This window comes from Pseudomonas sp. 50_B (genome assembly GCF_017491625.1).
GTDB classification, from domain to species: domain Bacteria; phylum Pseudomonadota; class Gammaproteobacteria; order Pseudomonadales; family Pseudomonadaceae; genus Aquipseudomonas; species Aquipseudomonas danubii.
Genome location: NZ_JAFGYX010000014.1, coordinates 19,365 through 45,896, shown reverse-complemented (window position 1 = coordinate 45,896; position 26,532 = coordinate 19,365). Strand labels below are relative to the sequence as shown.

The 26,532-nt window shown below is 60.8% G+C and carries 23 protein-coding genes; 11 read left to right on the top strand and 12 right to left on the bottom strand.

The features are described 5' to 3' along the window. Positions 1-2 precede the first annotated feature (2 nt). The gene (gene folB / locus J5M73_RS20005; protein ID WP_102861929.1) at positions 3-356 is read left to right on the top strand and encodes a dihydroneopterin aldolase; all 354 of its coding nucleotides are present in this window, start codon (positions 3-5) and stop codon (positions 354-356) included. Continuing rightward, positions 347-862: a 2-amino-4-hydroxy-6-hydroxymethyldihydropteridine diphosphokinase gene (gene folK / locus J5M73_RS20000; RefSeq protein WP_102861928.1), complete on the top strand. Its 516-nt coding sequence runs from the start codon at positions 347-349 to the stop codon at positions 860-862. The genes folB and folK overlap by 10 nt, the downstream gene beginning before the upstream one ends. 51 nt (positions 863-913) lie before the next feature. Here folK and J5M73_RS19995 read toward each other — a convergent pair whose 3' ends face one another. The 11 genes from J5M73_RS19995 to J5M73_RS19945 form a co-directional block, all read right to left on the bottom strand. Next, complete coding sequence (locus J5M73_RS19995; protein ID WP_102861927.1) at positions 914-2,143, bottom strand: multifunctional CCA addition/repair protein; 1,230 nt, start codon at positions 2,141-2,143, stop codon at positions 914-916. A 66-nt stretch (positions 2,144-2,209) separates the two neighbouring features. Beyond that, positions 2,210-3,772, bottom strand: coding sequence for a SpoVR family protein (locus tag J5M73_RS19990; RefSeq protein WP_102861926.1), 1,563 nt, complete (start codon positions 3,770-3,772; stop codon positions 2,210-2,212). Then, positions 3,769-5,043: a YeaH/YhbH family protein gene (locus J5M73_RS19985; protein ID WP_102861925.1), complete on the bottom strand. Its 1,275-nt coding sequence runs from the start codon at positions 5,041-5,043 to the stop codon at positions 3,769-3,771. Before J5M73_RS19985 ends, J5M73_RS19990 begins: the two co-directional genes overlap by 4 nt. A gap of 118 nt (positions 5,044-5,161) precedes the next feature. Further along, the gene (locus tag J5M73_RS19980; RefSeq protein WP_016967942.1) at positions 5,162-7,084 is read right to left on the bottom strand and encodes a PrkA family serine protein kinase; all 1,923 of its coding nucleotides are present in this window, start codon (positions 7,082-7,084) and stop codon (positions 5,162-5,164) included. A gap of 299 nt (positions 7,085-7,383) precedes the next feature. Next, entirely contained in the window at positions 7,384-7,713 is a 330-nt protein-coding gene (glpE, locus tag J5M73_RS19975; RefSeq protein WP_102861924.1) for a thiosulfate sulfurtransferase GlpE, read from the bottom strand. 33 nt (positions 7,714-7,746) lie between these two features. Beyond that, a complete protein-coding gene (locus J5M73_RS19970) occupies positions 7,747-8,616 on the bottom strand; it encodes a symmetrical bis(5'-nucleosyl)-tetraphosphatase (RefSeq protein ID WP_102861923.1) in 870 nt (289 codons plus the stop codon). Beyond that, positions 8,616-8,996 (bottom strand): Co2+/Mg2+ efflux protein ApaG, encoded by a 381-nt coding sequence (apaG, locus tag J5M73_RS19965; protein WP_025131262.1) that lies wholly within the window; start codon positions 8,994-8,996, stop codon positions 8,616-8,618. The genes J5M73_RS19970 and apaG overlap by 1 nt, the downstream gene beginning before the upstream one ends. A gap of 126 nt (positions 8,997-9,122) precedes the next feature. Further along, a complete protein-coding gene (gene rsmA, locus J5M73_RS19960; RefSeq protein WP_102861922.1) occupies positions 9,123-9,935 on the bottom strand; it encodes a 16S rRNA (adenine(1518)-N(6)/adenine(1519)-N(6))-dimethyltransferase RsmA in 813 nt (270 codons plus the stop codon). Further along, positions 9,932-10,921, bottom strand: coding sequence for a 4-hydroxythreonine-4-phosphate dehydrogenase PdxA (gene pdxA / locus J5M73_RS19955; protein WP_102861921.1), 990 nt, complete (start codon positions 10,919-10,921; stop codon positions 9,932-9,934). Before pdxA ends, rsmA begins: the two co-directional genes overlap by 4 nt. Next, the gene (surA, locus tag J5M73_RS19950; RefSeq protein ID WP_146036396.1) at positions 10,918-12,234 is read right to left on the bottom strand and encodes a peptidylprolyl isomerase SurA; all 1,317 of its coding nucleotides are present in this window, start codon (positions 12,232-12,234) and stop codon (positions 10,918-10,920) included. The genes pdxA and surA overlap by 4 nt, the downstream gene beginning before the upstream one ends. Then, positions 12,215-15,040: an LPS-assembly protein LptD gene (locus J5M73_RS19945; RefSeq protein ID WP_102861919.1), complete on the bottom strand. Its 2,826-nt coding sequence runs from the start codon at positions 15,038-15,040 to the stop codon at positions 12,215-12,217. The genes surA and J5M73_RS19945 overlap by 20 nt, the downstream gene beginning before the upstream one ends. 130 nt (positions 15,041-15,170) lie before the next feature. On the opposite strand from J5M73_RS19945, the gene J5M73_RS19940 reads away from it, so the two are divergent. The 3 genes from J5M73_RS19940 to J5M73_RS19930 are packed head-to-tail and all read left to right on the top strand — an operon-like array spanning position 15,171 to position 17,636. Then, entirely contained in the window at positions 15,171-16,196 is a 1,026-nt protein-coding gene (locus tag J5M73_RS19940) for a phosphotransferase (protein WP_102861918.1), read from the top strand. Next, positions 16,193-16,867 (top strand): N-acetylmuramate alpha-1-phosphate uridylyltransferase MurU, encoded by a 675-nt coding sequence (gene murU, locus J5M73_RS19935; protein ID WP_102861917.1) that lies wholly within the window; start codon positions 16,193-16,195, stop codon positions 16,865-16,867. Before J5M73_RS19940 ends, murU begins: the two co-directional genes overlap by 4 nt. A 1-nt stretch (position 16,868) precedes the next feature. Further along, positions 16,869-17,636: a TerB family tellurite resistance protein gene (locus J5M73_RS19930; RefSeq protein ID WP_102861916.1), complete on the top strand. Its 768-nt coding sequence runs from the start codon at positions 16,869-16,871 to the stop codon at positions 17,634-17,636. A gap of 49 nt (positions 17,637-17,685) precedes the next feature. On the opposite strand, the gene J5M73_RS19925 is transcribed toward J5M73_RS19930, so the two are convergent. Further along, positions 17,686-18,675: an alpha/beta hydrolase family protein gene (locus tag J5M73_RS19925; RefSeq protein WP_102861915.1), complete on the bottom strand. Its 990-nt coding sequence runs from the start codon at positions 18,673-18,675 to the stop codon at positions 17,686-17,688. A gap of 74 nt (positions 18,676-18,749) precedes the next feature. Here J5M73_RS19925 and J5M73_RS19920 point away from each other — a divergent pair, with 74 nt between their 5' ends. From J5M73_RS19920 to J5M73_RS19895, 6 genes are all read left to right on the top strand, one after another. Further along, positions 18,750-21,149, top strand: a complete 2,400-nt coding sequence (locus tag J5M73_RS19920) for a sensor histidine kinase (protein ID WP_102861914.1) — start codon at positions 18,750-18,752, stop codon at positions 21,147-21,149. 13 nt (positions 21,150-21,162) lie between these two features. Continuing rightward, a complete protein-coding gene (locus J5M73_RS19915; protein ID WP_102861913.1) occupies positions 21,163-21,792 on the top strand; it encodes a response regulator transcription factor in 630 nt (209 codons plus the stop codon). A 261-nt stretch (positions 21,793-22,053) separates the two neighbouring features. Beyond that, entirely contained in the window at positions 22,054-23,178 is a 1,125-nt protein-coding gene (locus tag J5M73_RS19910; protein ID WP_102861912.1) for an ABC transporter ATP-binding protein, read from the top strand. A 42-nt stretch (positions 23,179-23,220) separates the two neighbouring features. Beyond that, complete coding sequence (locus tag J5M73_RS19905; RefSeq protein WP_102861911.1) at positions 23,221-24,282, top strand: ABC transporter substrate-binding protein; 1,062 nt, start codon at positions 23,221-23,223, stop codon at positions 24,280-24,282. A gap of 143 nt (positions 24,283-24,425) precedes the next feature. Beyond that, on the top strand, positions 24,426-25,673 hold the full coding sequence (locus J5M73_RS19900) for an ABC transporter permease (RefSeq protein WP_102861910.1): 1,248 nt from the start codon (positions 24,426-24,428) through the stop codon (positions 25,671-25,673). A gap of 13 nt (positions 25,674-25,686) precedes the next feature. Beyond that, a complete protein-coding gene (locus J5M73_RS19895) occupies positions 25,687-26,511 on the top strand; it encodes an ABC transporter permease (RefSeq protein WP_102861909.1) in 825 nt (274 codons plus the stop codon). Positions 26,512-26,532: the final 21 nt, after the last annotated feature.

The window sequence follows — 26,532 nt, the reverse complement described above, 5'->3', positions numbered from 1 at the left end:
GCTTGGACAGAGTGTTTATCGAAGGACTGGAAGTGGACACCGTGATTGGAGCCTACGACTGGGAGCGTGGCATCCGACAGTGTCTGCGTCTTGATCTGAGCTTTGCTTGGGATAATCGTCCGGCTGCTGCTGGGGACGATCTGACGCTGGCGTTGGATTATGCCAGTGTTTCCGCGCGGATCCAGGCGTTTGCCGAGCAGGCCCAGTACCAGTTGGTGGAAACCTTTGCCGAGCGTCTTGCCGAAGTGTTGATGAGCGAGTTTCACATTCCTTGGCTGCATTTGAAGCTGACCAAGCCAGGCGCTGTTCCGGCCGCCACTGGCGTGGGTGTGGAGATCGAGCGCGGATGTCTCTGACTCAGGTGTTTCTGGGGCTTGGTAGCAATATCGAGCGTGAAGCTCATCTGCGGGCCGGGCTCGATGCCTTGGCCGGTTTCCTGGTGGATATGCGTTGCTCGGCAGTGTTTGAAAGCCAGCCGGTGGGAATCAAGAGCGGTCCGTTCTTCAATCTGGTGGTGTCGGGTTACACCGACTTGCCGTTGACTGAACTGGACCGGCGTTTGAAGTTCATCGAGGCGGACAACGGTCGTTATGCCCCGGACCGCAAAGGTTTGCCACTGGATATCGATGTGCTGCTGTACGGCGACCTGACTGGCAATTTCGATGGCCTGATCCTGCCCCGTGCGGAAATCCTGAAGAATGCCTTTGTGCTTTGGCCGCTGTCGCTGATGGCGCCGGAGCGGCTACATCCATTGGCCGGCAAGAGCTTGGGGATGCTTTGGGATGAGGCGCAGATCGATCAGGTTCTAGCGCCCGTGGCGTTCGAATGGCAGGGCAGGCAACTGACGCCTCCGGGCCTGTAACTCCTCGGACTCTCCTTGTGCTGACAAGGCTGGAGCCTTGTCAGCCGTTTCTCAGGATGCGTGCTGTTCCTTGTAGGTCTTGATTGCCTTCAGTCGCTCCAGCCTCAACGCCTTACCCAGTTCCGGGCCTTTGAAGCCCTGCTCCAGTAAAGGTTGAACCGCCACTGAGCGCGCCGCGTTGGCGCCGCCGCGCAGGTAATCTGCTTGGGAGTAGGGTCGTGACTCCAGCCCCAGGCGACCACGGGCGTCCATTTCGCAAGCGGCAATGAACTCTTCAAAGCGCTGCGGACGGCGGAAGACGTCGAAGCTTTGCAGCAGCTCAAGCAGTGTCGAAGCCTTCAGTTCCTGGGCCTTGTGGGCGTGGGTGTGATACTGCCCCACCAACAGCGCCAGCTCCTGGCATTCCCGTGGGGCCTTGAAGCGCTCATTGACGGCCTTGATCAGTTCAAGTCCCTTGTGCTCGTGACCAATGTGGCGTGGCCACTCCTCCTCGGGTGTCACGCCTTTGCCCAGGTCGTGGAGCAGGCAAGCCCAACGTACCGAGAGGGGCTGCTGGTGCAGCGCCGCTTGCTGCAACACGCTGAGGGTATGCAGGCCGGTGTCTATTTCCGGATGATGGGTCGGTGGCTGGGGAACGCCGAATAGTGCGTCGACCTCAGGTATCAGTACGGCCAGGGCGCCGCAGTCACGCAATACCTGGATAAAGACCTGAGGCTGATCCTCCATCAAGGCGCGAGACATCTCCTTCCAGCTGCGTTCCGCCGTCAGGGCTTGAAGCTCGCCTGACTCGCTGAGTTGGCGCATCAATTCAAGTGTCTCAGGGGCCACGCTGAAACCCAGGTCGGCGTAGCGCGCGGCAAAGCGTGCCACTCGCAGAACTCGCAAGGGATCTTCGGCGAATGCCGGTGAAACATGACGCAACAGCCGGTTTTCCAGATCCTTTTGACCGTTGTAAGGATCAGTCACAAGACCCTGATCATCTTCGGCCATGGCGTTGATCGTCAGGTCGCGGCGAATCAGGTCCTCTTCCAGGGTGACTTCCGGACTGGCATGGAAAGTGAAACCGCCGTAACCCCGTCCACTCTTGCGCTCGGTTCGAGCGAGGGCGTATTCCTCGCCGCTCTTGGGGTGCAAAAACACTGGAAAATCGGCGCCAACCGGGCGAAAGCCCTTGGCGATCATGTCTTGCGCACTGGCGCCCACCACGACCCAGTCGACGTCGGTGACTGGTCTGCCCAGCAGGCGATCGCGTACAGCTCCGCCGACTTTATAAATCCGCATAAAAAAACCTCCGTTAGCACGACAGGATAACCCTTGTGTCGCGCTAACGGAGGCTCGTTCTTGGGCTTAGAGGTGGATGACTGCCAGGTCCAGTCGTCCGTAGTCGTTTTCGTTGTGATCGCTTCTCGGCGGTACGTGAAGGGTTTTTATCACCTGATCGCCCTGCAGGGTTTCCAAGTGAATATCGAAGCCCCAGAGGCGGTGCAGGTGCTTGAGCACCTCCTCGGTGGAATCCCCCAAGGGTTTGCGATCGTGTTGCTGATGGCGCAGGGTCAGCGAGCGGTCGCCACGACGGTCGATGCTCCAGATCTGCACGTTGGGTTCACGGTTGCCCAGGTTGTATTGCGCGGCCAGGGTTTCCCGAATGATTCGATAGCCGCTTTCATCATGGATTGCTGGTACCAGCAGGTCATCCTTCTGGTCGTCATCCATGATGCTGAACAGCTTGAGGTCGCGGATCACCTTGGGGGACAGATACTGCAGGATGAAGCTCTCATCCTTGAAACTGCTCATGGCGAACTTGATGCTCGACAGCCAGTCGGTGCCGGCCAGTTCCGGGAACCAGCGGCGATCTTCTTCGGTGGGGTCTTCGCACATGCGGCGGATGTCCCGGTACATGGCAAAACCCAGAGCGTAAGGATTGATGCCGTTGTAATAAGGGCTGTCGAATCCCGGCTGATAAACCACGCTGGTGTGGGAAGCGAGGAATTCCATCATGAAGCCGTCGGTGACCAGGCCTTCGTCATACAGGTCATTCATCAGGGTGTAATGCCAGAAGGTGGCCCAGCCTTCGTTCATCACCTGGGTCTGGCGCTGCGGGTAGAAGTACTGGGCGATCTTGCGCACGATGCGGACAATTTCTCGCTGCCAGGGCTCCAGCAATGGCGCATGTTTTTCGATGAAATACAGGATGTTTTCCTGAGGCTCTGCGGGGAATCGCGCGTTGTCCTTGTCGCTGTATTTGTCCGCGCCTTTGGGAATCGTGCGCCACAGGTCGTTGATCTGTTTCTGCAGGTGCTCTTCCCGATCCTTCTGCCGACGCCGTTCTTCCTCGGCGGAGATCGGGTAAGGCCGCTTGTAGCGATCGACGCCGTAGTTCATCAGGGCATGGCAGGAATCCAGCAGATCCTCCACGGCATCGATGCCATGGCGTTCCTCGCATTGCATGATGTACTGCTTGGCGAACACCAGATAATCGATGATCGAGCTGGCATCGGTCCAGGTGCGGAACAGGTAGTTGCCCTTGAAGAAACTGTTGTGGCCGTAGCAGGCGTGGGCCACCACCAGTGCCTGCATGCAGATGGTGTTCTCCTCCATCAGATAGGCGATGCAAGGGTCTGAATTGATCACGATCTCGTAGGCCAGTCCCATCTGCCCACGGCTGTAGGACTTTTCGGTGCTGAGAAAGTGCTTGCCGTAGGACCAATGGTGATAACCCAAGGGCATGCCCACCGAGGCATAGGCATCCATCATCTGCTCGGCGGTGATCACTTCGATCTGGTTGGGATAGGTATCCAGAGCATAGCGAGCCGCGATACGGCTGATTTCGCGGTCGTAGGCCTGGATCAGCTCGAAGGTCCATTCCGAGCCGGTGGAGATAGGTTGGCGCTTCTGCTCTCTGGCGGTCATGTCACTAACCTGCGCTGGAAGAGTTCACGGAAGACCGGATAGATATCGCCGGCCGAAACCAATTGTTGCTGGGCGAACGTGTCGGAGAAGGCCTCGGCGATACGTTCGTACTCGAACCACAGGGCCTGGTGTTCACGTGGAGTGATCTCCACGTAGGTGTAGTACTGCACGAAAGGCATGATCTGGTTGATCAGGATATCGCGGCAGATGGGTGAGTCATCGTTCCAGTTGTCGCCGTCGGAGGCCTGGGCGGCGTAGATGTTCCATTCGTTGCTCGGGTAGCGCTCGGCCATGATTTCCTGCATCAGCTTCAGCGCGCTGGAGACAATGGTCCCGCCGGTTTCCCTGGAATAGAAGAACTCTTCCTCGTCCACTTCCCGGGCGCTGGTGTGGTGGCGGATGAAGACCACGTCGATCTTGTCGTAGTTGCGCTTGAGGAACAGGTACAAAAGGATGAAGAAGCGTTTGGCTATATCCTTGGTCGCCTGGGTCATGGAGCCGGATACGTCCATCAGGCAGAACATCACCGCCTTGGAGCTGGGGTTGGGCTGTTTCACCAGCAGGTTGTATTTGAGGTCGAAGGTGTCGAGAAAGGGCACGCGGTGAATCCGCGCACTCAGGCGCTCGATTTCAGCTTCCAGTTCCTGGATATCGCCGAAGTTGTCCGGTTCTTCCCGCTTCAAGCGCTCCAGATCCTCCTTGGCCTCCCGCAGCTTGGCCCGGCTGCTGCCGGACAAGGCAATGCGTCGGGCGTGGGCCGAGCGCAAGGTGCGGATGATGTTGATCCGCGATGGGTTGCCTTCGTTGCTGATCCCGGCACGCACGGTCTTGAAGGTGTCTGTCCCGGTCAGGTTGCGTTTGACCAGGTTGGGCAGCTCCAAATCCTCGAACATGAACTCGAGGAATTCCTCCTGGGTAATCTGGAAGACGAACTCATCCATGCCCTCGCCGGAATTGCCCGCCTTGCCGCGGCCAGCACCGCCTCCACCACCACCCTGAGGCCTGGCGATATGCTCCCCAGCCGTGAATTCCTTGTTGCCGGGATGGACCACGGTCTGTTTGCCGCCACGGCCGTGGTGCAGCACCGGTTCGTCGATGTCCCGTCCGGGAATACTGATTTGTTCGCCATGCTCCATATCGGTGATGGAGCGGCGGCTGACGGCCTCTTCGACGGCCTTTTTGATGTGGTCACGGTAGCGCCGCAGAAACCGCTGGCGGTTCACCGTGCTCTTGTTCTTGCCATTGAGACGTCGGTCGATCACATAGCTCATGGGCCCCTCCGGGGAGCTTCAAGACATAAGCCTCAAGCCGTAAGTCACGCTGCAGCAGAGCCTGTGAGGGCTCTACGGCACCGGGCTTGCAGCTTGTGGCTAGAAGCTTGCAGCTGCTTTACTGCGATTTTCTGACCCGCAGATACCATTCGGACAGCAGCCGTACCTGTTTGTCGGTGTAGCCGCGCTCGACCATTCGTGTGACGAAGTCGTTGTGTTTCTGCTGATCCTCCTTGCTGGCCTTGGCGTTGAAGCTGATGACCGGCAGCAGATCCTCGGTGTTGGAGAACATTTTCTTCTCGATGACCACCCGCAGCTTCTCGTAGCTGAGCCAGGTGGGGTTCTTGCCATTGTTGTTGGCTCGTGCCCGCAGGACGAAGTTGACGATTTCGTTGCGGAAGTCCTTCGGGTTGCTGATGCCCGCAGGCTTTTCGATCTTCTCCAGCTCTTCGTTGAGGGCAACGCGATTGAGGATTTCGCCGGTTTCCGGGTCGCGGTATTCCTGATCCTGAATCCAGAAGTCCGCGTAGAGCACGTAACGGTCGAAGATATTCTGGCCGTACTCGCTGTAGGACTCGAGGTAGGCAGTCTGGATCTCCTTACCGATGAACTCGATGTAGCGTGGTGCCAGGTACTCCTTGAGGAAGCGCAGGTAGCGCTCGCGGGTTTCTGCCTGGAACTGCTCCTGCTCGATCTGCTGCTCCAGCACATACAGCAGGTGCACCGGGTTGGCCGCCACTTCATGGGGATCGAAGTTGAAGACTTTTGACAGGATCTTGAAGGCAAAGCGGGTCGATAGGCCATTCATGCCTTCATCGACGCCGGCACTGTCGCGGTACTCCTGGATCGACTTGGCCTTGGGATCGGTGTCTTTCAGGTTCTCGCCGTCATAGACGCGCATCTTCGAGTAGATATTGGAGTTTTCCGGCTCCTTGAGGCGCGACAGCACAGTGAACTGTGCCAGCATCTTCAGGGTGTCGGGGGCGCAATGGGCCTTGGCCAGCGAGCTGTTGAACAGCAGCTTGTCGTAGATCTTCACCTCATCGCTGACACGCAGGCAGTAAGGCACCTTGACGATGTAGATACGGTCAATGAAGGCTTCGTTGTTCTTGTTGTTGCGGAAGGTGTGCCACTCCGATTCGTTGGAGTGGGCCAGCAGGATGCCGGTGAAGGGGATCGCCCCCAGCCCTTCGGTGCTGTTGTAGTTGCCTTCCTGGGTGGCGGTGAGCAATGGGTGCAGCACCTTGATCGGTGCCTTGAACATTTCGACGAACTCCATCAGGCCCTGGTTGGCCCGGCACAGCGCCCCGGAGTAGCTGTAGGCGTCGGCGTCGTTCTGCGGGAATTCTTCCAGTTTGCGGATATCCACCTTGCCCACCAGGGCCGAGATGTCCTGGTTGTTCTCGTCCCCGGGCTCGGTCTTGGCCACGGCGATCTGGTTGAGAATCGACGGGTAAAGTTTCACCACCCGGAACTGGCTGATGTCACCGCCAAACTCCGCCAGGCGCTTGGTGGCCCATGGCGACATGATGGTGTTGAGGTAGCGCCGCGGGATGCCGAAGTCTTCTTCGAGAATGGCGCCATCTTCCGTGGCATTGAACAGGCCCAGCGGCGATTCGAAGACCGGGGAGCCCTTGATGGCGTAGAAGGGCACTTTTTCGATCAGTTGCTTGAGCTTCTCGGCCAGGGACGATTTACCACCGCCCACCGGACCCAGGAGATAGAGGATCTGTTTCTTCTCTTCCAGGCCCTGAGCGGCATGGCGGAAATAGGAGACGATCTGGTCGATGCATTCTTCCATGCCATGGAAGTCTTCAAAGGCCGGATAGCGCCGGATTACCTTGTTGGAGAAGATTCGCGACAGCCTCGAGTTGGTCGAGGTGTCCAGCAGCTCGGGTTCGCCGATGGCCAATAGCAAGCGCTCGGCGGCGGATGCATAGGCGCTTCGGTCCTTTTTGCACAGTTCCAGGTATTCCTGCAGCGAAAACTCTTCCTGGCGTGTGGATTCGAAGCGTTGTTGGAAGTGGCTAAAAATACTCATGACGTCACCTCGCTCGATACGTGGAGCCGGCGTCGGATCAGTCAGTCAAGTGCTGGCATGCAGCTGAGTTTCCAGCTGCTGTTTACCCCCCAGAACACTTTCAAAGCTATCGACCTTGAAAGCTAGTACCGATGACCCGCTCGCCGGTGTACCGGCTCTCCCCTGATTTGGATGGCCTGAGGCTAAGGATAGTTCGGAATCCGGGAGGTCAAGGCGAGATGGGGAATTAGTTGCGCACTACCGTTCGTCCGGTGGCGCGCAAGCCCGCGTAGTACGCGGGCTAGCGCTACTGAAAAAAATTATTCGGCGGTGCCTTGAGCGATTTCCGTCGGATAGGTACTGCGCCAAAGTTCGAAGCCGCCATCGAGGCTGTAAACGTCGGAGAAGCCCTGGCTCACTAGATACGCGGCAGCGCTCTGGCTGGAGTTGCCGTGATAGCAGACCACCACCAATGGGGCATCGAGGTCGGCACCACGAATGAAGTCGGAAATGGAGTGATTATCCAAGTGTTGCGCGCCGCTGATATGGCTCAGTGCATAGGTTTGCGGATCGCGGATATCCACGACCACGGCACCTTGTTCGCGCAGTGCCTGGGCCTGTTCTGGAGGGATGCGTTTGAATTCGCTCATGGCGGGCTCCTGGAGCTAGATAGTCAGCGCCGACTAGCGCTTTGCCGGGACGGGCAAGGGTTCTGGGGAAAGGGGCGCAGTGTGCCCCTGGGCGTCGCAATCGCAGGTCAGGCGCACGCCGGTATCGACATTCAGCAAGGTCATGGCCCCGCCCCAGACGCAGCCGCTGTCCAGGGCGAAGATGCCGGGTTCGTTGCAATGGCCTTCCAGGGCCGCCCAGTGACCGAAGATGATCTTCAGGTCCCGAGTCTTGCGCTCCTTGTGACTGAACCAGGGCGCGTAGCCCGGTAGTGCGGTGTCCAGTCCTTCCTTGCTCTTGAGGTCGAGCTTGCCCTCGCTGGTGCAGAAACGCATGCGGGTGAAGTAGTTGGTGATGACGCGCAGGCGGGTCACGCCCTTGAGGTCGCTGTCCCATTTCGCAGGATCGTTGCCGTACATGCCGTCCAGGAAGGGCTCGAAGAGGTTGTCGTCGCGTAGCGCTTCCTCGACTTCGGCGGCGCACTTGAGGGCCTTCTTCAGGGACCACTGCGGGGCGATGCCGGCATGGACCAGGGCCACGTTGCGGGCTTCGTCGTAATGCATCAGTTTTTGCTGGCGCAACCACTGCAACAGTTCTTCGCAATCTGGGGCTTCAAGGATTTCCCGCAGCGTGTCGGACTTCTTCAGCCGTTCGATATTGCGCCAGGCTGCCAGCAGGTGCAGGTCGTGATTGCCCAGCACGCAAACCAGCGAATCGCGGATGGAATAAAGGTAGCGCAGGGTTTCCAGTGACTGTGGGCCGCGATTGACCAAGTCTCCCACCAGCCACAGGCGGTCCCTGGCAGGGTCGAACGCGACTTGTTCAAGCAGGCACTGCAGCGGTTCCAGGCAGCCTTGCAGATCGCCGACGGCGTAGGTTGCCATCAGTGCAGGGCCCCGGGGACCGCCAGGCGGAAGGGGGCAATGATGGCGTCGAACTGTTTGCCGTCCTCGGCCAGCATCTGGTAACTGCCCTGCATGTTACCGACCCGGGTGGTCATCACCGTGCCGCTGCTATAGGTGTGGCTCTTGCCAGCGGCAATCAATGGCTGCTGGCCAACCACGCCAGCGCCACGAACCTCTTCTACATGGCCATCACCGTCGGTGATCACCCAGTGCCGGGACAGCAGCTTGGCCGGGAGTGATCCGTTGTTCTGAACGGTAATGGTGTAGGCGAAAGCGAAACGGTTCTGCTCGGGTTGCGATTGGTCTGCCAGAAAGCGGGTGACGACGCTGACGTCGACCTGATAACGAGGATCGGACATGCAAAAGGCCTTTAAAGCAAAGCGGGGCGCGGGACAAAGCTGATGGAGGTCAGTCTAGGTCAAGTATCGGGTAGTAAACCAGACATCCTGTCCGGCGTCCTACCCGATCTCGGGCAAGGGCGTTTCTCAGTCGTTGGCAGGCTTGGGCTGGTCGGCCAATTGATCGGCCAGGCGTACAAAGGCGGCCAGATCCAGCTGCTCGGGTCGCAGGCTGCCATCGACACCGGCGGCTTCGATCTCGGCGCTGCTGAGGAGGGCCTTGAGGGTATTGCGCAGTGTCTTGCGGCGCTGGTTGAAGGCTTCGCGGACGATGCGTTCCAGCAGGCGATGATCCTTGGCTGGATGTGGCAGCACCGCGTGAGGTACCAGGCGCACGATGGCCGAATCAACCTTCGGTGGAGGATTGAAGGCGCCGGGGCCGACGTTGAACAGATGTTCCACTCGGCAGTGATACTGAACCATGATCGACAGGCGACCCCAGTCACCTCCACCAGGGCCGGCGGCCAGGCGCTCGACCACTTCCTTTTGCAGCATGAAGTGCATGTCGCGGATCAGCCCGGCGTTCTGCAGCAGGTGGAAGATCAGCGGGGTGGAGATGTTGTAGGGCAGGTTGCCGACCACCCGCAGGCTGCTTGGTGCGGCGCCCAGTGTATTGAAGTCGAACTTCAGGGCATCGCCCTGGTGCAGGTTGAAGTTGCTCTTGCCGGCGAACTGCTGGTTGAGGATCGGGATCAGGTCCTTGTCCAGCTCCACCACATCCAGCTGCGCGCCGCTGCCCAGCAGGCCTTCGGTCAGGGCGCCCTGGCCCGGGCCGATTTCCAGCATGCGGTCTTCGGGTTTGGCGTGGATAGCCCGCAGGATACGGTCGATGACGCCGGCGTCGTGCAGGAAGTTCTGGCCGAAGCGCTTGCGCGCCCGGTGTTGGTATTGCTCGCTCATAAACGGTTCTCGGCCATCTGGTAGGCGGTTTCCAGGGCGACCTGCAGGCTGCCGGTGTCGATCTTGCCGCTGCCGGCCAGGTCCAGGGCGGTGCCGTGGTCGACGGAGGTGCGGATGATCGGCAGGCCGAGCGTCACATTGACGGCCGCGCCGAAGCCTTTGTATTTCAGCACGGGCAAGCCTTGGTCGTGGTACATCGCCAGCACTGCGTCGCAGTGCTCCAGATATTTGGGGGTAAACAGAGTGTCGGCAGGCAGTGGGCCGCGCAGGTCCATGCCTTCGGTGCGCAGACGCTCTAGGGTGGGTTCGATGATGTCGATTTCTTCGCGGCCCAGGTGTCCGCCTTCACCGGCATGAGGGTTGAGCCCACACACCAGGATGCGTGGCTGGGGGATGCCGAACTTATGCTGCAGGTCGGCATGCAGGATTCGTGTGACCCGTTCCAGGCGTTCTGCGGTGATGGCGTCGGCAATCTCCCGCAAGGGCAGGTGGGTGGTCACCAGGGCCACGCGCAGGCCACGGGTGGCCAGCATCATCACCACTTGTTCGGTGTGGGTCAGGTCCGCGAGAAATTCGGTATGCCCGGAAAAGGCGATTCCGGAGTCGTTGATCACGCCCTTGTGCACGGGGGCCGTGATCATGCCGGCAAAGTGCCCATCCAGGCAGCCTTGGCCGGCGCGAGTCAGGGTTTCCAGGACGAAGGCGGCATTGGCCTGGTCCAGCTGGCCGCTGACTACCGGCTTGGCCAGGGGCGTGTCCCAGACATACAGGCTGTCTGCGGGGGCAGGTTGACTCGGCAGTTGTTCCAGGGTCACCGGCAGCAGATTGACTGCCACACCCAGCTGCGCGGCCCGCTCAAGGAGCAGGTTGCGGCTGGTGATGGCAATCAGGGGGTATGGCTGGGGTTGCGAGGCGAGCAGCAGGCACAGGTCAGGACCTATACCCGCCGGTTCGCCGGGTGTCAGAGCGAAACGTCTGGGTTTCACTGGGCCGCCTGTTCAGCGCCAGGCAGTTTGATCTCGACGTAGGCCTCATCACGGATCTGCCGCAACCAGGTCTGCAGCTCTTCGTCGTACTTGCGGTTACGCAGGACGGTCATGGCTTGTTGCTCGCGGGCCTGGCTGGTGCTGTCGGTGGCGCGACGGCCAAGGACTTCCAGTACATGCCAGCCATAAGGGCTCTTGAACGGCTTGGACAGTTGACCTTGTGGGGTCTTGGCCATCACTTCGCGGAACTCAGGCACCAGGGCGTTCGGGTCGATCCAGTTGAGGTCGCCGCCGTTGAGCGCCGAACCCGGGTCTTCCGAGTAGCTTTTCGCCAGTTCGGCAAAGTCTTCGCCGGCTTCGATGCGGTCGTAGAGTTTCTGTGCCAGGCGCTTGGTCTCTTCTTCGCTGCGAATCTCGCTTGGCTTGATCAGGATGTGGCGCACATGCACTTCATCGCGCACCTGATTGCCGCCACCGCGCTTGTCCAGCAGCTTGAGAATGATAAAGCCGCCTGGGGTGCGCGCTGGCTGGGTGATATCGCCCACGGCCATTGCGCTCAGTTCACGGTCGAACGGAGGAGGCAATTGAGCAGCTTTACGCCAGCCCATGTCGCCGCCTTCCAGGGCGTTGTCGCTGCCGGAGCGGGCAATCGCCAATTGCGCGAAGTCCGCACCTTGCTTGAGTTGCTGGTACACGTCCATGGCCTGGCGGGCGGCACTCTGAATCGCTTCGGAGTTGGCGCTTTCCGGGGTCGGGATCAGGATATTGGCCAGGTGCAGTTCTTCGGAGAGCTGCATCTTGCCCAGGTCCGAGGCCAGGAAGTTCTTCACTTCCTGTTCCGATACCTGAATACGCTCGGCCACCCGGCGCTGACGCACGCGGCTGATGATCATTTCACGGCGCACCTGGTCACGAGCGTCTTCATAAGACAGGCCGTCGCGGGCCAGAGCGGCACGGAACTGCTCGATGCTCATGCTGTTGCGCTGGGCAATGGTGCCGATGGCCTGGTTCAGTTCTTCATCGGTGATGCGGATGCCGGAACGCTCGCCAATCTGCAGTTGCAGGTTTTCAACGATCAGACGCTCCAGAACCTGCTGTTCCAGGACGCTGGTAGGCGGCACACCACCGCCACGCTTGGCGATGGTTTGCTGAACTTCGTTAACCCGCTGATCCAACTGGCTCTGCATGACCACGTCGTTGTCGACGATGGCCACAACCTTGTCGATGGACTGCACTGCGGCGCTGGCCGCAGTGCTCAGGAACAGCGCGCCCAACATCAGCGGGCGCAGACAATCAGAAAGCTTGGTCTTCACGTTCACGATAACCTTGGATGCCTTTGTCGAGGAAGCTCTCTACTTTGGTGCCCATGACGCCACCGAGACCCTTCAGAACAATTTGGAGGAAGATGCCGCGGTCGCCTTTCTCGTTCTCCGGAGCGTTCTGACTGAACTCGTCATACTTGACCCAGTAACGGCTGATCAGGCGCAGTTTCCAGCAGCAGTTGTCGTATTCGAAACCACCGAAGGCCTCAAGCGTGCGGTTACGGTTGTAGTCGTACTGCCAGCGGCTGATGGCGTTCCATTGCGGCACGATCGGCCAGATCACCGAGAAGTCATGCTGCTGGATCTTGTAGTAGTCCTTCACGTAGCCAGGCGTACCTGGAGTGCCGTAGTCGCCGCCCATTTTCCAGGTACCGCTGTTCTGGTCGTAGCGGATCTGGTCGTTGCGATAGCGATAGCCGGCGTTGACCACCTTGTTCGGGTTGTCTTCAGGCTGGTAGTGGAACATCGCACTGCCGGAGCGTGCGGTGTGGCTGTCCGGGTCCCAGTTGTACTCTGCGTTGGCGCGCCAGTCGCGGTTGAAACGGTATTCGTATTCAAGGGCGTAAGGCGAGACGTTGGACGTTGCATCGTCGCGAGTGCGGTAGTCGATACCTGGCAACTGGACGGTGCGATCCTTGAAGTACAGGGCCTGGCCAACGCTGACGCGCTGACGCTGGAAGCCGTTGTCTTCGATCCAGCGGCTGGTCACGCCCAGAGACAGCTTGTTCTCGTCGCCGACACGGTCTGAACCAGAGAAGCGGTTTTCACGAAACAGCGACGAGTAGTTGAAGGTGGATTCGCCGGTATCGAATACCGGGATGTCCTTCTGGTCTTCCTCGGGTACATAGAGGTAGAACGCACGCGGCTCCAGGGTCTGGCGGTAGTTCTTGCCAAACCATTGAGTGTCACGGTCGAAGTACAGGCCGCCGTCGACGCTGGCGATTGGTACGCCGCGGTTTTGTGAGCTCTTGTACGACTCACCCAAGGCAGCAGCTCTATTCCTGTTGGTGACCAAGTCGTCTTTGCCTTGGCCATCCAGATCAAGATTGTACTGGGTGTACATATACTTCAGGGATGGAGTCAGATAGCCATAGCTCCAGTTCAACGGCAGGCTGACACCGGGCTTGAGGTTCAAGCGATCACCGTTGGCGCGGGCCAGGCCCGCTACGTTGGTGTCCAGGCGCGGATTGCCTACCAGCCCGGTGATAGGGTCAATCGGTCCGCCATCTTTATCTGTGTAGTTGCCCTTCAGTAGATCCCGCTCAAACCGAACCAGCTCGGTTTCATAGGTGAAATCCAGACCTTGCGGATGGTACGGCAGCGCACCGTTGAAGGTGATCTGCGGCAGCTTGTTGTACGGAGTGATGTTGGAGACGCTTGCCAGCTCAAACGCTTGTACGTTGAGGCGTGCGGTGTAGTCATCACCACGGTAGGTCACTACGCCTTGCTGGTTGACGTAATCGTTAGTTTTCACGCCGATCTGATCGGTTTCCAGGTCCTGGAAGTAATACGGATCGCTGATTTTGGTGTAGTCGACCTCGGTCATCACTCGCGAATCAAGCCCGCCCTTATGCTGCCAGTTGAGCATGTAGCGGGTTTTTTCGTAGTCGGTCTGCTTCTTGCGATCGGTGTCGTCGTCATTGAGGTAGGCGGCGCCGAACTGACCCTCGCTGCTCTTGGTCAGGTAGCGGAACTCGCCTTCCATCAACAGGCCGCGCTTGGACATGTAGCGCGGGTACAACGTGGCATCGTAGTTCGGTGCCAGGTTGAAGTAGTAGGGCGTGACCAGCATGAAGCCGGTATCGCCGCCTGTGCCGATGCTCGGCGGCAGGAAGCCGGACTGACGACGGTCGTCGATCGGGAAATAGATATACGGGGTGTAGAGCACCGGAATGTCTTTGACCCGCAAGGTCACGTTGGTCGCGGTACCGAAGCCGGTGGCCGGGTTCAAGGTGATGTTGTTGCCCTTGAGCTGCCAGGCGTTGCTGTTCGGTTCGCACGTGGTGTACGTACCATCCTTGAGGCGGATGATGGCGTTTTCCGCACGCTTGGCATACAGCGCACTGCCGCGAACCCGCGACTTGTGCATCACGTATTCGGCGTTATCGACCTTGGCTTCGCCAGTGTCGAGTTGTACGTCGGCGTGGTCGCCGACCATCAGCGTGCCGTTATCGCGGATGCGTACGTTGCCGCTGAGCTCGCCACGGTTCTCGGCCTGATACAGGTTGGCCTCGTCGGCTTCGACCTGCATGCTGCCCTGGCGCATGACCACGTCACCGGCCAGGGTCGCCACCTGTTCTTCCTGCTGATAACGCGAGGCCTTGGCACCGATAAAGGTGGGGGCGTCACTTTTATTCGTCTTGTCATTCATGCCAGGACGAATTGGTTCGATATAGGAACCAGAGCAGTAAGGACCGGTTTCGGCCAATTGAGCGGCGGTGAGCTTCTCGCGCGGTACCCAGTCGAGGTGGCTGTAGTCCGCGCTGCGGGACTTCAGACCCCGGCCTTTGGCCTCGGTGACCAGCACTGGCTTGTCGCCGGTAGCTTGTTCTGCTGTGCCACTGTCGGTTGCGGCGGCGCCGTTGGAACTGACCGAGCTGGCATCGTGAATCGGCCGTGGAGGCAGTGGGGCTGCACTGGCTTTCGGCGCACAGGCCCAGCCACCCGAAGCAGAGACTGAGCAGTCATACTGTTCCGCGGCGACCACGAAGGAAGTGGCTAGAGGTTGCAGGGCCAGCAAACCGCCGGTAACCAGCAACGGAAATTTTTTACGAAACGCGGGGGATTTCAATGCCATCTTATTAGTCCGGGCTTCCTGCGTGCCATCTGCCCGCGGTGTGGGCCGCACGCCTCTCGATGGTCTGAAAAAGATGCTGGATAATAAAGCATGACCCGCTTGACGGCTAGCGCCGTCGGAGACCCTTGTAATGCCTGACCAAGATGTACGCTTGCAACACCTGAAAGTTTGGCTCGATGAGCAGTTGGCGATTGTTTATGCAGCACAAGGCTGGGGTGAAGTACCCCCGGCGACATTGACCGCGGCCAGCAGCGACGCGAGTTTCCGCCGTTATTTCCGTTGGCAGGGTGCAGGCCGCAGCTTTGTGGTCATGGATGCTCCGCCACCCCAGGAAAACTGCAAACCCTTCGTGGATATCGCCCAGTTACTGGCGACTTCCGGCATCAATGTGCCGAAAATTTATGCCCAAGACTTGGTTCGGGGCTTTTTATTGCTCAACGACCTGGGCAACAAGACCTATCTCGATGTGATCGACGAAAGCAATGCCGATGCACTTTTCGAAGATGCACTGCAGGCCTTGCTGGCGTTTCAACAGTTGCCGATGGATGCGCCATTGCCCAGCTACGATGTCGCTCTCTTGCGCCGTGAGCTGGAGCTGTTTCCTGAGTGGTACGTCGGACGTGAACTGGCTGTCACGCTCAGTGCGCAGCAGCGTGAACAGTGGCAGCGGGTCAGTGACCTGCTGATCGACAGCGCCCTGGCGCAGCCCAAGGTGCTGGTGCATCGCGACTATATGCCTCGCAACCTGATGCTCAGCGAACCGAACCCAGGGGTGCTGGACTTTCAGGATGCGGTCTACGGCCCAGTGACCTACGACGTGACCTGCCTGTTCAAGGATGCCTTCCTCAGTTGGCCGCAGCCCCGGGTGCGTGGCTGGCTGGAGGGCTATTGGCACCAGGCCCGAGCGCTGGGGATTCCGGTCCAGGAAGACTTCGAGGAGTTCCTCCGGGCCAGTGACCTGATGGGCGTACAGCGTCACCTCAAGGTGATCGGTATCTTCTCGCGGATATGCCACCGCGATGGCAAGCCTCGTTACCTGGCCGACGTGCCACGGTTCTTTGCCTATATAGAAGCAGTGCTGGCCCGTCGTCCCGAATTGGCCGAGCTTTCGCAACTGCTGCTCAGCCTGCGCCAGCCAGCGGGAGCCGATGCATGAAGGCAATGATTCTGGCCGCCGGCAAGGGCGAGCGCATGCGCCCCCTGACCCTGGCCACCCCCAAGCCGCTGTTGCCTGTAGCCGGCATGCCCCTGATCGAATACCACCTGCTGGCGCTGGCCAAGGCGGGTTTTTGCGACATCGTCATCAACCATGCCTGGCTTGGCCAGCAGATCGAGGACGCCCTTGGCGACGGTCAACGCTGGGCCCTGAACATTCAGTACTCGGCGGAAAGCGAGCCTCTGGAAACCGCCGGCGGTATTTTCAAAGCCTTGCCCTTGTTGGGGGATGAACCGTTTCTGGTGGTCAATGGCGATATCTGGACCGACTACGACTTCGCCTCCTTGCGTCGGCCCCTGGCTGGACTGGCTCACCTGGTGATGGTGGATAACCCGGCGCACCATCCCAGCGGTGGCGATTTCTGCCTGCAGGACGGGATGTTGCACGATGCCCGGCCCGGAGCTGCAGCCCTGACCTTTAGTGGGATTTCGGTTCTGCATCCGAATTTGTTCCAGCACTGTGTCCCGGGCCCCTGCAAACTGGCACCGCTGTTGCGTGAGGCCATGGCCCGGGGACAGGTCAGCGGCGAGCATATGCAGGGGCAATGGATCGACGTGGGAACGGTCGAGCGTCTGGCGCAGGTCGAAGCCCTGCTGCAAGCGAGGCGCTGATATGTGGTGGCCAGGGACTCTGATCGGAGCCGGAGCGGGTTTTGCAATTGCCAGCATTCCGGGGGCCATGCTTGGTGCGTTGTTGGGGCAGGCTCTGGACCGGCGCCTGCAACTGCACAGCTGGGCGCATGTGCGTGAGCGCCTGGGCGGTCGCCCAGCGTTGCGCAATGATGAATTGCTGTTCGTGTTGCTGGGGCGCTTGGCGAAAAGTGATGGCCGGGTGGTGGATGGGCATATCCAGCAGGCGCGTCAGGAGATGCGTTCGCTGGACATGAACGATTCAGCCCAGCGCCGTGCCATTGCAGCCTTCAATCGAGGCAAGTCGGGCAATGACCGTCTGCGCGGTTATCTGCGGCGCCTGAGTGCCCAGCCCCATGCCGCGGAGGGTGTGTTGCGTGCCTGCTGGCGGATGGTTTGGGCCGATGGCCGGGTGGGTCCGGCGGAGCGTGAACTGATCCAGCTCTGGGGTAAATGGCTGGGCTGGACCACGGAACAGATCCAGGCGCTGGCGCAGGAGTATGGCCCGGCGCGCAGGTCGTTGGCCGAGGGAACCCTGACCTATCAGGAGGCGTTGCGCCTGTTGGGGGTTGCCGCCACTGCTGAACCGGCACAGATCAAGCGCGCCTATCGCCGCCTGCTTAGTCGTCATCACCCGGACAAGATCGCCGGTAGCGGTGCCAGTGCAGCCCAGGTGCGGGAGGCGACGGAAACGACCCGTGAATTGCACAGCGCCTATGCCCTGATACGCGAGCGCCGGGATTTCCGCTGAGGCGTGGCCGGGCCGCCATTGCCAGTCAGGCAGTGGCGGCTCGAGCTCTTCAGCTGTCGGTGTTCTGCGGGTTCAACCAGCCACGTACCCGGCGGAACAGCTGCTCTTGCTGGGCGGCATGATTGCCGGGCAGGGCTTTGAGGGCGATCTGGCTGAAGTTTGAATGCTTCAGGCGCTTGCTGGCTTGCAGTCGTTCCAGTGCCGCTTTCTGCGCAGCGCTTTTGTCGACATAGTAGAAATCTGCGATTGCCAGCTTCAGGGTCGGTGTCAGCTCTGCCAGTTGTGGCTTGCCATTGGCAGGTGTCTGGGCAGCCACCATCACCAGCTTCTGTACCTGGGAGGGCTGCTTTTCGCTCAGGTAGCGTGCGGCCCAGTAGGCGCCGGTGCCGTGGCCCAGGAGCACGATGCTGCGGGCATTCTGCTGTTCGGCGAAGGCCAGGGCTGCATCGATCCGGGTGAAGATGCGCTCGGCATCGGCCTTGACCTGTTCTTCGGTGCTTTCTGCGACGGCGCGGTCCGCCACGTCGGCTTCGCCACCGGCGGCTTGTTCGATGGGCTTGGCCTCGGCGCTGGCGTCTTTGGCGGTGTTGCTGATGTCCGCTGGCGGCGGTGCGGCCTCGACGATCCGCGGTTGTGCCGCTTCGCTGAGCATGTCCGGCAGGGTCAGGCTCAGGCTGCCCCAGTCAGTGTCCGGCAGTTTATTGCGCAGTGGGGCCACGGCTTGGGGCCAGTCGGCGCTTTCGCCGGCTCCCGGGAGGATAATCACCACGCCGTTGGGTTCGCTGGTGTTGGCCGGTTTCCACAGGGCCAGGAAGGTGTCGCCACCGGCTTGCAACTGCTGTTGCTCCTGGGCAGGCAACTGACGCTCCAGGGCGCTGGCATCTTCCTGGCTGCGTTCAGGCAGGGTTTGGCGTTGCGCCGGTTGTTCCTCGGGGCTCTTGGTTTCCGGGGCCGGGTCGGCGGCTTCCACAGAAAAGGTCCAAGGCAGGATCAGCGACAGGCACAATGCAGGCAGTGCCGAGCGGTGGACAAGGGGCATCGGATATTCCAGGCCAGAAGTAATTCCGGCAGCCTAATGGGTTGGTCAGTATTTGTCAGGGTGTGAGACTTCAGATGATGCGTTTTCGCTGCCTTCTGCTTATCGGCTGTCTGTGCCTTCCCTTGATAGGCGGGGCGGCACCGACGCCCCATGTGCCCACAGCACCCTTGAGCCACGAGCAGCGTCAATGGCTTGAACAACACCCGGAGTTGCGGGTGGGGCTGGTACTGCAGGCACCGTTCGCCCAATACGACCGGCGTCTGCAGCGCCTGTCCGGGGCTAACGTCGAACTGATGCAGACCTTGGCCCAGGCGCTGAAGATTGAACTCAGCTGGCGCAACTTTCCCGATCAGGCACAGCTGGAAAGAGCCCTGCGCGACGGCGAAGTGGACATGGCCCCCGGCCTGACCCAGACGCCCGCGGGCCTGAGGCTGTGGCTGTTCAGCGACCCTTATATGCGTGTGCCACAGCTGGTGGTGGGTGAGCGCAAGGGCGCGGGGGCCGTGGAACTGGAGAAGCTCGACAGCCAGGCCCGAGTCGCGGTGCGCATGCCCAGCGCGGTGGCCGATTACCTGCGCCTGACCTACCCCAACCTGAATCTGCAAGGGGTTCCCCTGGAGCGCCAGGCCCTGCAACTGCTGCTGAGCCAGCAAGCCCGTTATGCGGTTGTGGATGAAGCCCAGCTCAGTCGCCTGTCGGCGGAGGCAGAGTTTTCCGGGTTGGCGGTGGTGGGGGATATCGGCCTGCCGCAGCTGTTACGGGTAGCAACCCGTCGCGACTGGCCGGAGTTGGCCAGTATCGTAGAGGCCGGCTTGCACGCGATCCCGGCCAAGGAGCTGGAGCAATTGCACAGTCGTTGGCTGCAGCCCAAGTACCCGCGCCTGGGAGAATCCCCCGGCGTCTGGCAGAACCTCAGCCTACTGTTGATGATCCTGTTGCTGGCCAGCTTGGCGACTGTCTTCTGGCAGCGTCGTCAGCAACGCAGTCTGGAGCAGAGGTTGCTGGCGGCACGTGAGGATATCGCCCTGCGCGCCGCCAGCGAAGAAGCCCTGCGCCTGACCCAGTTTTCCATTGATCAAAGCACTGTGGGCATTCTCTGGGTCAACTGGGACAGTCATGTGCGTTATGCCAATCGGGCCGCTGAAGAGATGCTCGGTTATCCGGCGGGCGGAGTGATCGACCGCCCGCTGATCGATTTCGAACCCAACCTGCACATGGATCGCTGGCTCAACCTGTGGAAGCGTGCCCGGGCCAGTGAGGAGGGCGCGCAGAGTTTCGAGACCCAGTGCGTGCGTGCTGACGGCAGTATCCTGCCGGCGGACGTGTCCTTGAGCTTCCTGCGTTTTCGCGACAGTGAATACCTGGTGGTCTACCTCAATGACGTCACCGAGCGTCGTCGTGCACTGGCGGCGCTGCGGGAAAGCGAGGCGCGCCTGCAGGGTATCGCCGCCAACGTCCCGGGCCTGGTGTTCCGCCTGGAGCGAGCGCCGGTCACCGGGCAGATCGATTTCGCCTATATCAGTGAAGGCAGTGAAACCCTGGTGGGCTACTCGCCGGCGACGCTGGCCCACCGGGACACCGGCCTGCGCAGCCTGGTGCACCCGGACGACAAGGCCAGTTATCACCAGACCCAGGATCAGGCCCTGGACACCGATAGCGACTGGTCCTGGCAAGGTCGCATCCTGACCCGCCAGGGCCAGCAGCGCTGGGCCGAGATCAAGGCCATCACCCGCCGCCTGGATGACGGCGCTTTTGTCTGGGACGGCATTGTCTGGGACATCAGCGAAAGCAAGCGCATCGAGCTGGAGCTGGCCAGCTCCCGTGAGCAATTGCGGGAATTGTCGGCGCACCTGGAAAGCGTGCGCGAAGAAGAAAAGGCCCGCATTGCCCGGGAAGTCCATGACGAGCTGGGGCAGATGCTCACCGTGCTCAAGCTGGAAACCTCCATGTGCGAACTGGCCTATGCCCAACTCGACCCGGGCCTGCACGAACGACTCAACAGCATGAAGCGCCTGATTGCCCAATTGTTCCAACTGGTGCGCGACGTGGCCACGGCCCTGCGGCCGCCGATCCTCGATGCGGGCATCGCGTCGGCCATCGAATGGCAGGCCCGGCGGTTTGAAGCACGCACACAGATTCCTTGCCTGGTTCAAGTGCCGGATAACCTGCCGCGCCTGAGTGACGCCAAGGCCGTCGGCCTGTTTCGTATCCTCCAGGAGGCCCTGACCAATGTCATGCGCCATGCCCAGGCGCATACTGTGGAACTGACCCTGGCCCTGGAAGAGGGCGAGTTGTGCATGACCATCAGCGATGACGGCCTTGGTTTCGACACCGCCTCGGCACGCCCGACGTCCTTTGGCCTGGTGGGCATGCGCGAGCGGGTGCTGATCATGGGCGGCAGCCTGTCGCTGCACAGTGAACAGGGAGAGGGCACCCTCCTGAGTGTCCGGGTGCCCCTGGACCGAGAACAATAACGAGGAGACGCGCGTGATCCGTGTACTGGTAGCCGAAGACCACACCATTGTCCGCGAAGGCATCAAGCAGCTGATCGGCCTGGCCAAGGACCTGCTGGTGGTGGGCGAGGCGAGCAACGGTGAACAGCTGTTGGAAACCCTGCGCCAGGTGCCCTGTGAAGTGGTGCTGCTGGATATCTCCATGCCCGGGGTAAACGGCCTGGAAGCCATTCCACGGATTCGGGCCCTGAACAATCCCCCGGCGATCCTGGTGCTGTCGATGCATGACGAGGCGCAGATGGCGGCGCGTGCGCTGAAGATCGGCGCTGCCGGCTACGCCACCAAGGACAGCGATCCTTCACTGTTGCTGACGGCAATCCGCAAGGTGGCGTCCGGTGGGCGTTACATCGACCCGGACCTGGCGGACCGTATGGTCTTCGAGGTCGGCCTGACCGATGCCCGGCCCTTGCATTCGCTGCTTTCCGAGCGCGAGTTCTCGGTCTTCGAACGCCTGGCCCAGGGTGCCAACGTCAATGACATTGCTCAGCAACTGGCCCTGAGCAGCAAGACCATCAGCACCCACAAGGCGCGGCTGATGCAGAAGCTCAATATCACCTCCCTGGCGGAACTGGTGAAATACGCCATGGAGCACAAGCTGCTCTGACGTCATCTGCAGTGCTCTCTCCACCTCCCGGGGAGGGCACTTATTCATTTACGACATCCCCGCTTTCGGCCTTCTGCCGTTTCTTGCTGCTTGTAGCTTGCCGCTGGCCTCTGCCCTTATCCAATCCCGCCATCCTTGTAGGGCAATCCCTACACGCAACCTTCCAGGCGGCTGAGGCGAATCTCTCCTGCGCCCCGATTTGCGCGGCCTGCGGCCTCCACTAGGCTTGTTCCACAGCCGTCTAAAACAAAAGGTGTGGGTATGAGCGAGGTTGATTCAAGCGCTGGGGCCAACGATGTTCTGGTCAGCTTTCGTGGTGTGCAGAAAAGCTACGACGGTGAAAACCTGATCGTCAAAGACCTCAACCTGGATATTCGCAAAGGCGAGTTCCTCACCCTGCTGGGGCCGTCCGGGTCCGGCAAGACCACCAGCCTGATGATGCTGGCCGGTTTCGAGACCCCAACCGCCGGCGAGATCCAGCTGGCCGGGCGCTCCATCAACAATGTACCGCCGCACAAGCGCGACATCGGCATGGTGTTCCAGAACTACGCCTTGTTTCCGCACATGACCGTGGCCGAGAACCTGGGCTTTCCGCTGTCGGTGCGCGGCCTCAGCAAGACCGACATCAGTGAACGGGTCAAACGGGTGCTGAGCATGGTTCAGCTCGATGCCTTCGCCCAGCGTTATCCGGCGCAATTGTCCGGTGGCCAGCAGCAGCGTGTGGCCCTGGCCCGTGCCCTGGTGTTCGAGCCGCAGTTGGTGCTGATGGACGAACCCCTCGGTGCTCTGGACAAGCAACTGCGTGAACACATGCAGATGGAAATCAAGCATCTGCACCAGCGCTTGGGTGTGACCGTGGTCTACGTGACTCACGATCAGGGCGAGGCCCTGACCATGTCCGATCGGGTGGCGGTGTTCCATCAGGGCGAAATCCAGCAGATTGCCCCGCCGCGCACTCTTTACGAAGAGCCCAAGAACACCTTCGTCGCCAACTTCATTGGCGAGAACAACCGTCTCAACGGTCGGCTCCACAGCCATACCGGCGAGCGTTGCGTGGTGGAGCTGGGGCGTGGCGAAAAAGTCGAGGCGCTGGCGGTGAACGTCGGCCAGGTCGGTGGCCCGGTGACCCTTTCCATCCGTCCGGAGCGCGTGAGCCTTAACGGCTCCAGCGAACGCTGCGTCAACCGCTTCTCCGGGAGGGTGGCGGAATTCATCTATCTGGGCGACCACGTCCGGGTGCGCCTGGAAGTCTGCGGCAAGAGCGACTTCTTCGTGAAACAACCGATTGCCGAGCTCGATCCTGCGCTGGCGGTGGGCGACGTGGTGCCGCTTGGCTGGCAAGTCGAGCACGTTCGCGCGCTTGACCCGCTTCTAGAGGCGAATTGATCGCCCCCCTGCAACACCAACCTGCACGTGGAGAACACAATAATGTTGAGATCCCTGAAATTCACCGCCCCCCTCAGCGCTATCGCTGTGGCACTGGGCATGCTGGGTGCGGCACACGCCATGGCGGCGGGTCCCGACCTGACCGTGGTGTCCTTTGGTGGGGCGAACAAGGCGGCTCAGGTCAAAGCCTTCTACGCGCCTTGGGAAGCCGCAGGCCATGGCAAGATCGTTGCTGGCGAGTACAACGGCGAGATGGCCAAGATCAAGGCCATGGTCGATACCAAGAGCGTGTCCTGGGACCTGGTAGAGGTCGAGTCTCCTGAACTGTCCCGCGGTTGCGACGAGGACATGTTCGAGCAACTGGACCCGGCCCTGTTCGGCAAGAGCGAAGACTACGTCAAGGGTGCCATCCAGCCTTGCGGCGTGGGCTTCTTCGTCTGGTCCACGGTGCTGGCCTACAACGCCGACAAGCTGAAAGCAGCCCCCGCCAGTTGGGCCGACTTCTGGGACACCAAGCAGTTCCCGGGCAAGCGCGGTCTGCGCAAGGGCGCCAAGTACACCCTGGAGTTCGCCCTGATGGCCGACGGCGTCGCGCCCAAGGATGTCTATAAAGTCCTGGCTGGCAAGGACGGCCAGGATCGCGCCTTCAAGAAACTCGATGAGCTCAAGCCCTACATTCAGTGGTGGGAAGCCGGCGCCCAGCCGCCGCAGTACCTGGCTTCCGGCGACGTGGTCATGAGCTCGGCCTACAACGGCCGGATCGCCGCGGTGCAAAAGGAAAGCAACCTGAAAGTGGTGTGGAACGGCGGCATCTACGACTTCGATGCCTGGGCCATTCCCAAAGGCCTGGACAAGGATCGCGCTGAAGCCGCGAAGAAGTTCATCGCCTACTCGGTACAGCCGCAGCAGCAGAAAACCTATTCGGAAAACATTGCTTACGGCCCAGCCAACATCCAGGCCGTGCCGCTGCTGGCCAAGGACATTCTCAAGGACATGCCCACTACCCCGGAAAACATCGCCAACCAGGTGCAGATCGACGTCAGCTTCTGGGCTGACAACGGTGAGCAACTGGAGCAGCGCTTCAACGCCTGGGCAGCCAAGTAACCACCCCGCTGTTGTAGGAGCGAGCTTGCTCGCGAGGGCGTGATCGGCACCACCACCGATGTCGCCTGATGCGCCTTGTTCGCGGGCAAGCCCGCTCCTACCCCGGTGGTTTGTATTCGAAAGTTCGATTCGCGGAGTTTGTCATGACCATCACCGTTCCCTTGAACGCGGTCACCGGCCCGACCTTGAAGCAGCGGCTGGCCCGTGCCGAGCGGGTCAACCGCTGGAAGGCACAGGCCTTGATCGCGCCTCTGGTGCTGTTTCTGCTGCTGGTGTTCCTGGTACCGATTGTGGCGCTGCTGTACAAGAGCGTCGGCAACCCGGAAGTGGTCGGGGGCATGCCGCGCACTGTCGCGGCCGTGAGTGCCTGGGATGGTCGTGGCCTGCCCGCCGAAGCGGCCTACAAGGCCTTGAGCGAAGACCTGTTCGAAGCCCGCAAGAATCAAACCTTGGGCGATCTGTCCAAGCGCCTGAACATGGAGTTGGCCGGCTATCGCAGCCTGTTGACCAAGACCGCCCGTGCCTTGCCGTTCAAGGCCGAGCCCGAATCCTATAAAGAAGCCATGGAGAGTCTGGACGAGCGTTGGGGCGACCCGGCCTACTGGCAGGCGATCCGGCGCAACACCAGCAGCCTGACGCCCTATTATCTGCTGGCGGCGGTGGACCATCGCATCGATGACCTGGGGGAACTGGCCCCGGCCACCCCGGATCAGTCCATCTACCTGGACATCTTTGCCCGGACCTTCTGGATGGGCCTGGTGATCACCGCGATCTGCCTGGCGCTGGCCTATCCCCTGGCTTACCTGCTGGCCAACCTGCCGGCGCGCAAAAGCAATCTGCTGATGATCCTGGTGCTGCTGCCGTTCTGGACGTCGATCCTGGTGCGGGTAGCGGCGTGGATCGTGCTGCTGCAGTCCGGCGGCTTGATCAACAGTGCGCTGCTGGCCATGGGGGTGATCGATAAGCCGCTGGAGTTGGTGTTCAACCGCACCGGGGTCTACATCTCCATGGTGCATATCCTGCTGCCGTTCATGATCCTGCCGATCTACAGCGTGATGAAGGGCATCTCGCCCACTTACATGCGTGCAGCGATTTCCCTGGGCTGCCATCCATTCGCCAGCTTCTGGCGGGTGTATTTGCCGCAGACCTACGCCGGGGTCGGCGCCGGCTGTCTGCTGGTGTTCATCCTGGCCATCGGCTACTACATCACTCCGGCGCTGCTGGGCAGCCCGAACGACCAGATGGTCAGCTACTTCGTCGCCTTCTACACCAACACCAGTATCAACTGGGGCATGGCTACGGCCCTGGGCGGCCTGTTGTTGCTGGCGACCATCGTGCTCTATCTGATTTACAGCTGGCTGGTGGGCGCCAGTCGCCTGCGCCTGAGCTAAGGAGAGAATCGAAATGCTGAGCCCCTACATGTCGCCCGTTGAACGGGTCTGGTTCTACAGCTTGCGGATTCTCTGCGGCTTGATCCTGTTGTTCCTGGTATTGCCGGTGCTGGTGATCATCCCGCTGTCGTTCAACTCCGGGAGCTTTCTGGTGTATCCGCTGCAGGGCTTCTCGCTGCACTGGTACCAGGACTTCTTCGCTTCCGCCGAATGGATGCGAGCCCTGAAGAACAGCATCATTGTCGCCCCGGCCGCCACCTTGCTGGCGATGGTCTTCGGCACCCTGGCGGCGATCGGCCTGACCCGTGGCGACTTCCCCGGCAAGGCGCTGGTGATGGCCCTGGTGATTTCGCCGATGGTGGTGCCGGTGGTGATCATCGGCGTTGCCAGCTATCTGTTCTTTGCCCCGCTGGGCATGGGCAACAGTTTCTTCTCGCTGATCGTCGTGCATGCGGTGCTGGGGGTGCCCTTCGTGATCATCACCGTGTCGGCGACCCTGCAAGGCTTCAACCACAACCTGGTGCGGGCTGCAGCCAGCCTCGGCGCCTCACCATTGACCACCTTTCGCCGGGTGACCTTGCCCCTGATCGCGCCTGGGGTCATCAGTGGTGCGCTGTTCGCCTTCGCCACCTCGTTCGACGAAGTGGTGGTGACCCTGTTCCTGGCCGGCCCCGAGCAAGCGACGTTGCCACGGCAGATGTTCAGCGGTATCCGCGAAAACCTCAGCCCGACCATCGCCGCCGCCGCCACGCTGCTGATCGCCTTCTCGGTGATTCTGCTGCTGACTCTGGAATGGCTGCGTGGGCGCAGTGAGAAGTTGCGCACCGCCCAGGTGTGAGGTCCTTGGCCTTCCTGACGG

Bases quoted from the DNA above. Each gene is read 5' to 3' on its own strand.
- J5M73_RS19925 (WP_102861915.1), bottom strand. From the start codon at position 18,675: ATGCCCCTTGTCCACCGCTCGGCACTGCCTGCATTGTGCCTGTCGCTG.
- J5M73_RS19980 (WP_016967942.1), bottom strand. From the start codon at position 7,084: ATGAGTATTTTTAGCCACTTCCAACAACGCTTCGAATCCACACGCCAG.
- J5M73_RS19945 (WP_102861919.1), bottom strand. From the start codon at position 15,040: ATGGCATTGAAATCCCCCGCGTTTCGTAAAAAATTTCCGTTGCTGGTT.
- folK (WP_102861928.1), top strand. From the start codon at position 347: ATGTCTCTGACTCAGGTGTTTCTGGGGCTTGGTAGCAATATCGAGCGT.
- J5M73_RS19985 (WP_102861925.1), bottom strand. From the start codon at position 5,043: ATGAGCTATGTGATCGACCGACGTCTCAATGGCAAGAACAAGAGCACG.
- J5M73_RS19990 (WP_102861926.1), bottom strand. From the start codon at position 3,772: ATGACCGCCAGAGAGCAGAAGCGCCAACCTATCTCCACCGGCTCGGAA.
- J5M73_RS19900 (WP_102861910.1), top strand. From the start codon at position 24,426: ATGACCATCACCGTTCCCTTGAACGCGGTCACCGGCCCGACCTTGAAG.
- J5M73_RS19940 (WP_102861918.1), top strand. From the start codon at position 15,171: ATGCCTGACCAAGATGTACGCTTGCAACACCTGAAAGTTTGGCTCGAT.
- murU (WP_102861917.1), top strand. From the start codon at position 16,193: ATGAAGGCAATGATTCTGGCCGCCGGCAAGGGCGAGCGCATGCGCCCC.
- J5M73_RS19895 (WP_102861909.1), top strand. From the start codon at position 25,687: ATGCTGAGCCCCTACATGTCGCCCGTTGAACGGGTCTGGTTCTACAGC.
- rsmA (WP_102861922.1), bottom strand. From the start codon at position 9,935: ATGAGCGAGCAATACCAACACCGGGCGCGCAAGCGCTTCGGCCAGAAC.
- J5M73_RS19905 (WP_102861911.1), top strand. From the start codon at position 23,221: ATGTTGAGATCCCTGAAATTCACCGCCCCCCTCAGCGCTATCGCTGTG.
- J5M73_RS19995 (WP_102861927.1), bottom strand. From the start codon at position 2,143: ATGCGGATTTATAAAGTCGGCGGAGCTGTACGCGATCGCCTGCTGGGC.
- J5M73_RS19970 (WP_102861923.1), bottom strand. From the start codon at position 8,616: ATGGCAACCTACGCCGTCGGCGATCTGCAAGGCTGCCTGGAACCGCTG.
- J5M73_RS19920 (WP_102861914.1), top strand. From the start codon at position 18,750: ATGATGCGTTTTCGCTGCCTTCTGCTTATCGGCTGTCTGTGCCTTCCC.
- apaG (WP_025131262.1), bottom strand. From the start codon at position 8,996: ATGTCCGATCCTCGTTATCAGGTCGACGTCAGCGTCGTCACCCGCTTT.
- J5M73_RS19910 (WP_102861912.1), top strand. From the start codon at position 22,054: ATGAGCGAGGTTGATTCAAGCGCTGGGGCCAACGATGTTCTGGTCAGC.
- glpE (WP_102861924.1), bottom strand. From the start codon at position 7,713: ATGAGCGAATTCAAACGCATCCCTCCAGAACAGGCCCAGGCACTGCGC.
- J5M73_RS19930 (WP_102861916.1), top strand. From the start codon at position 16,869: ATGTGGTGGCCAGGGACTCTGATCGGAGCCGGAGCGGGTTTTGCAATT.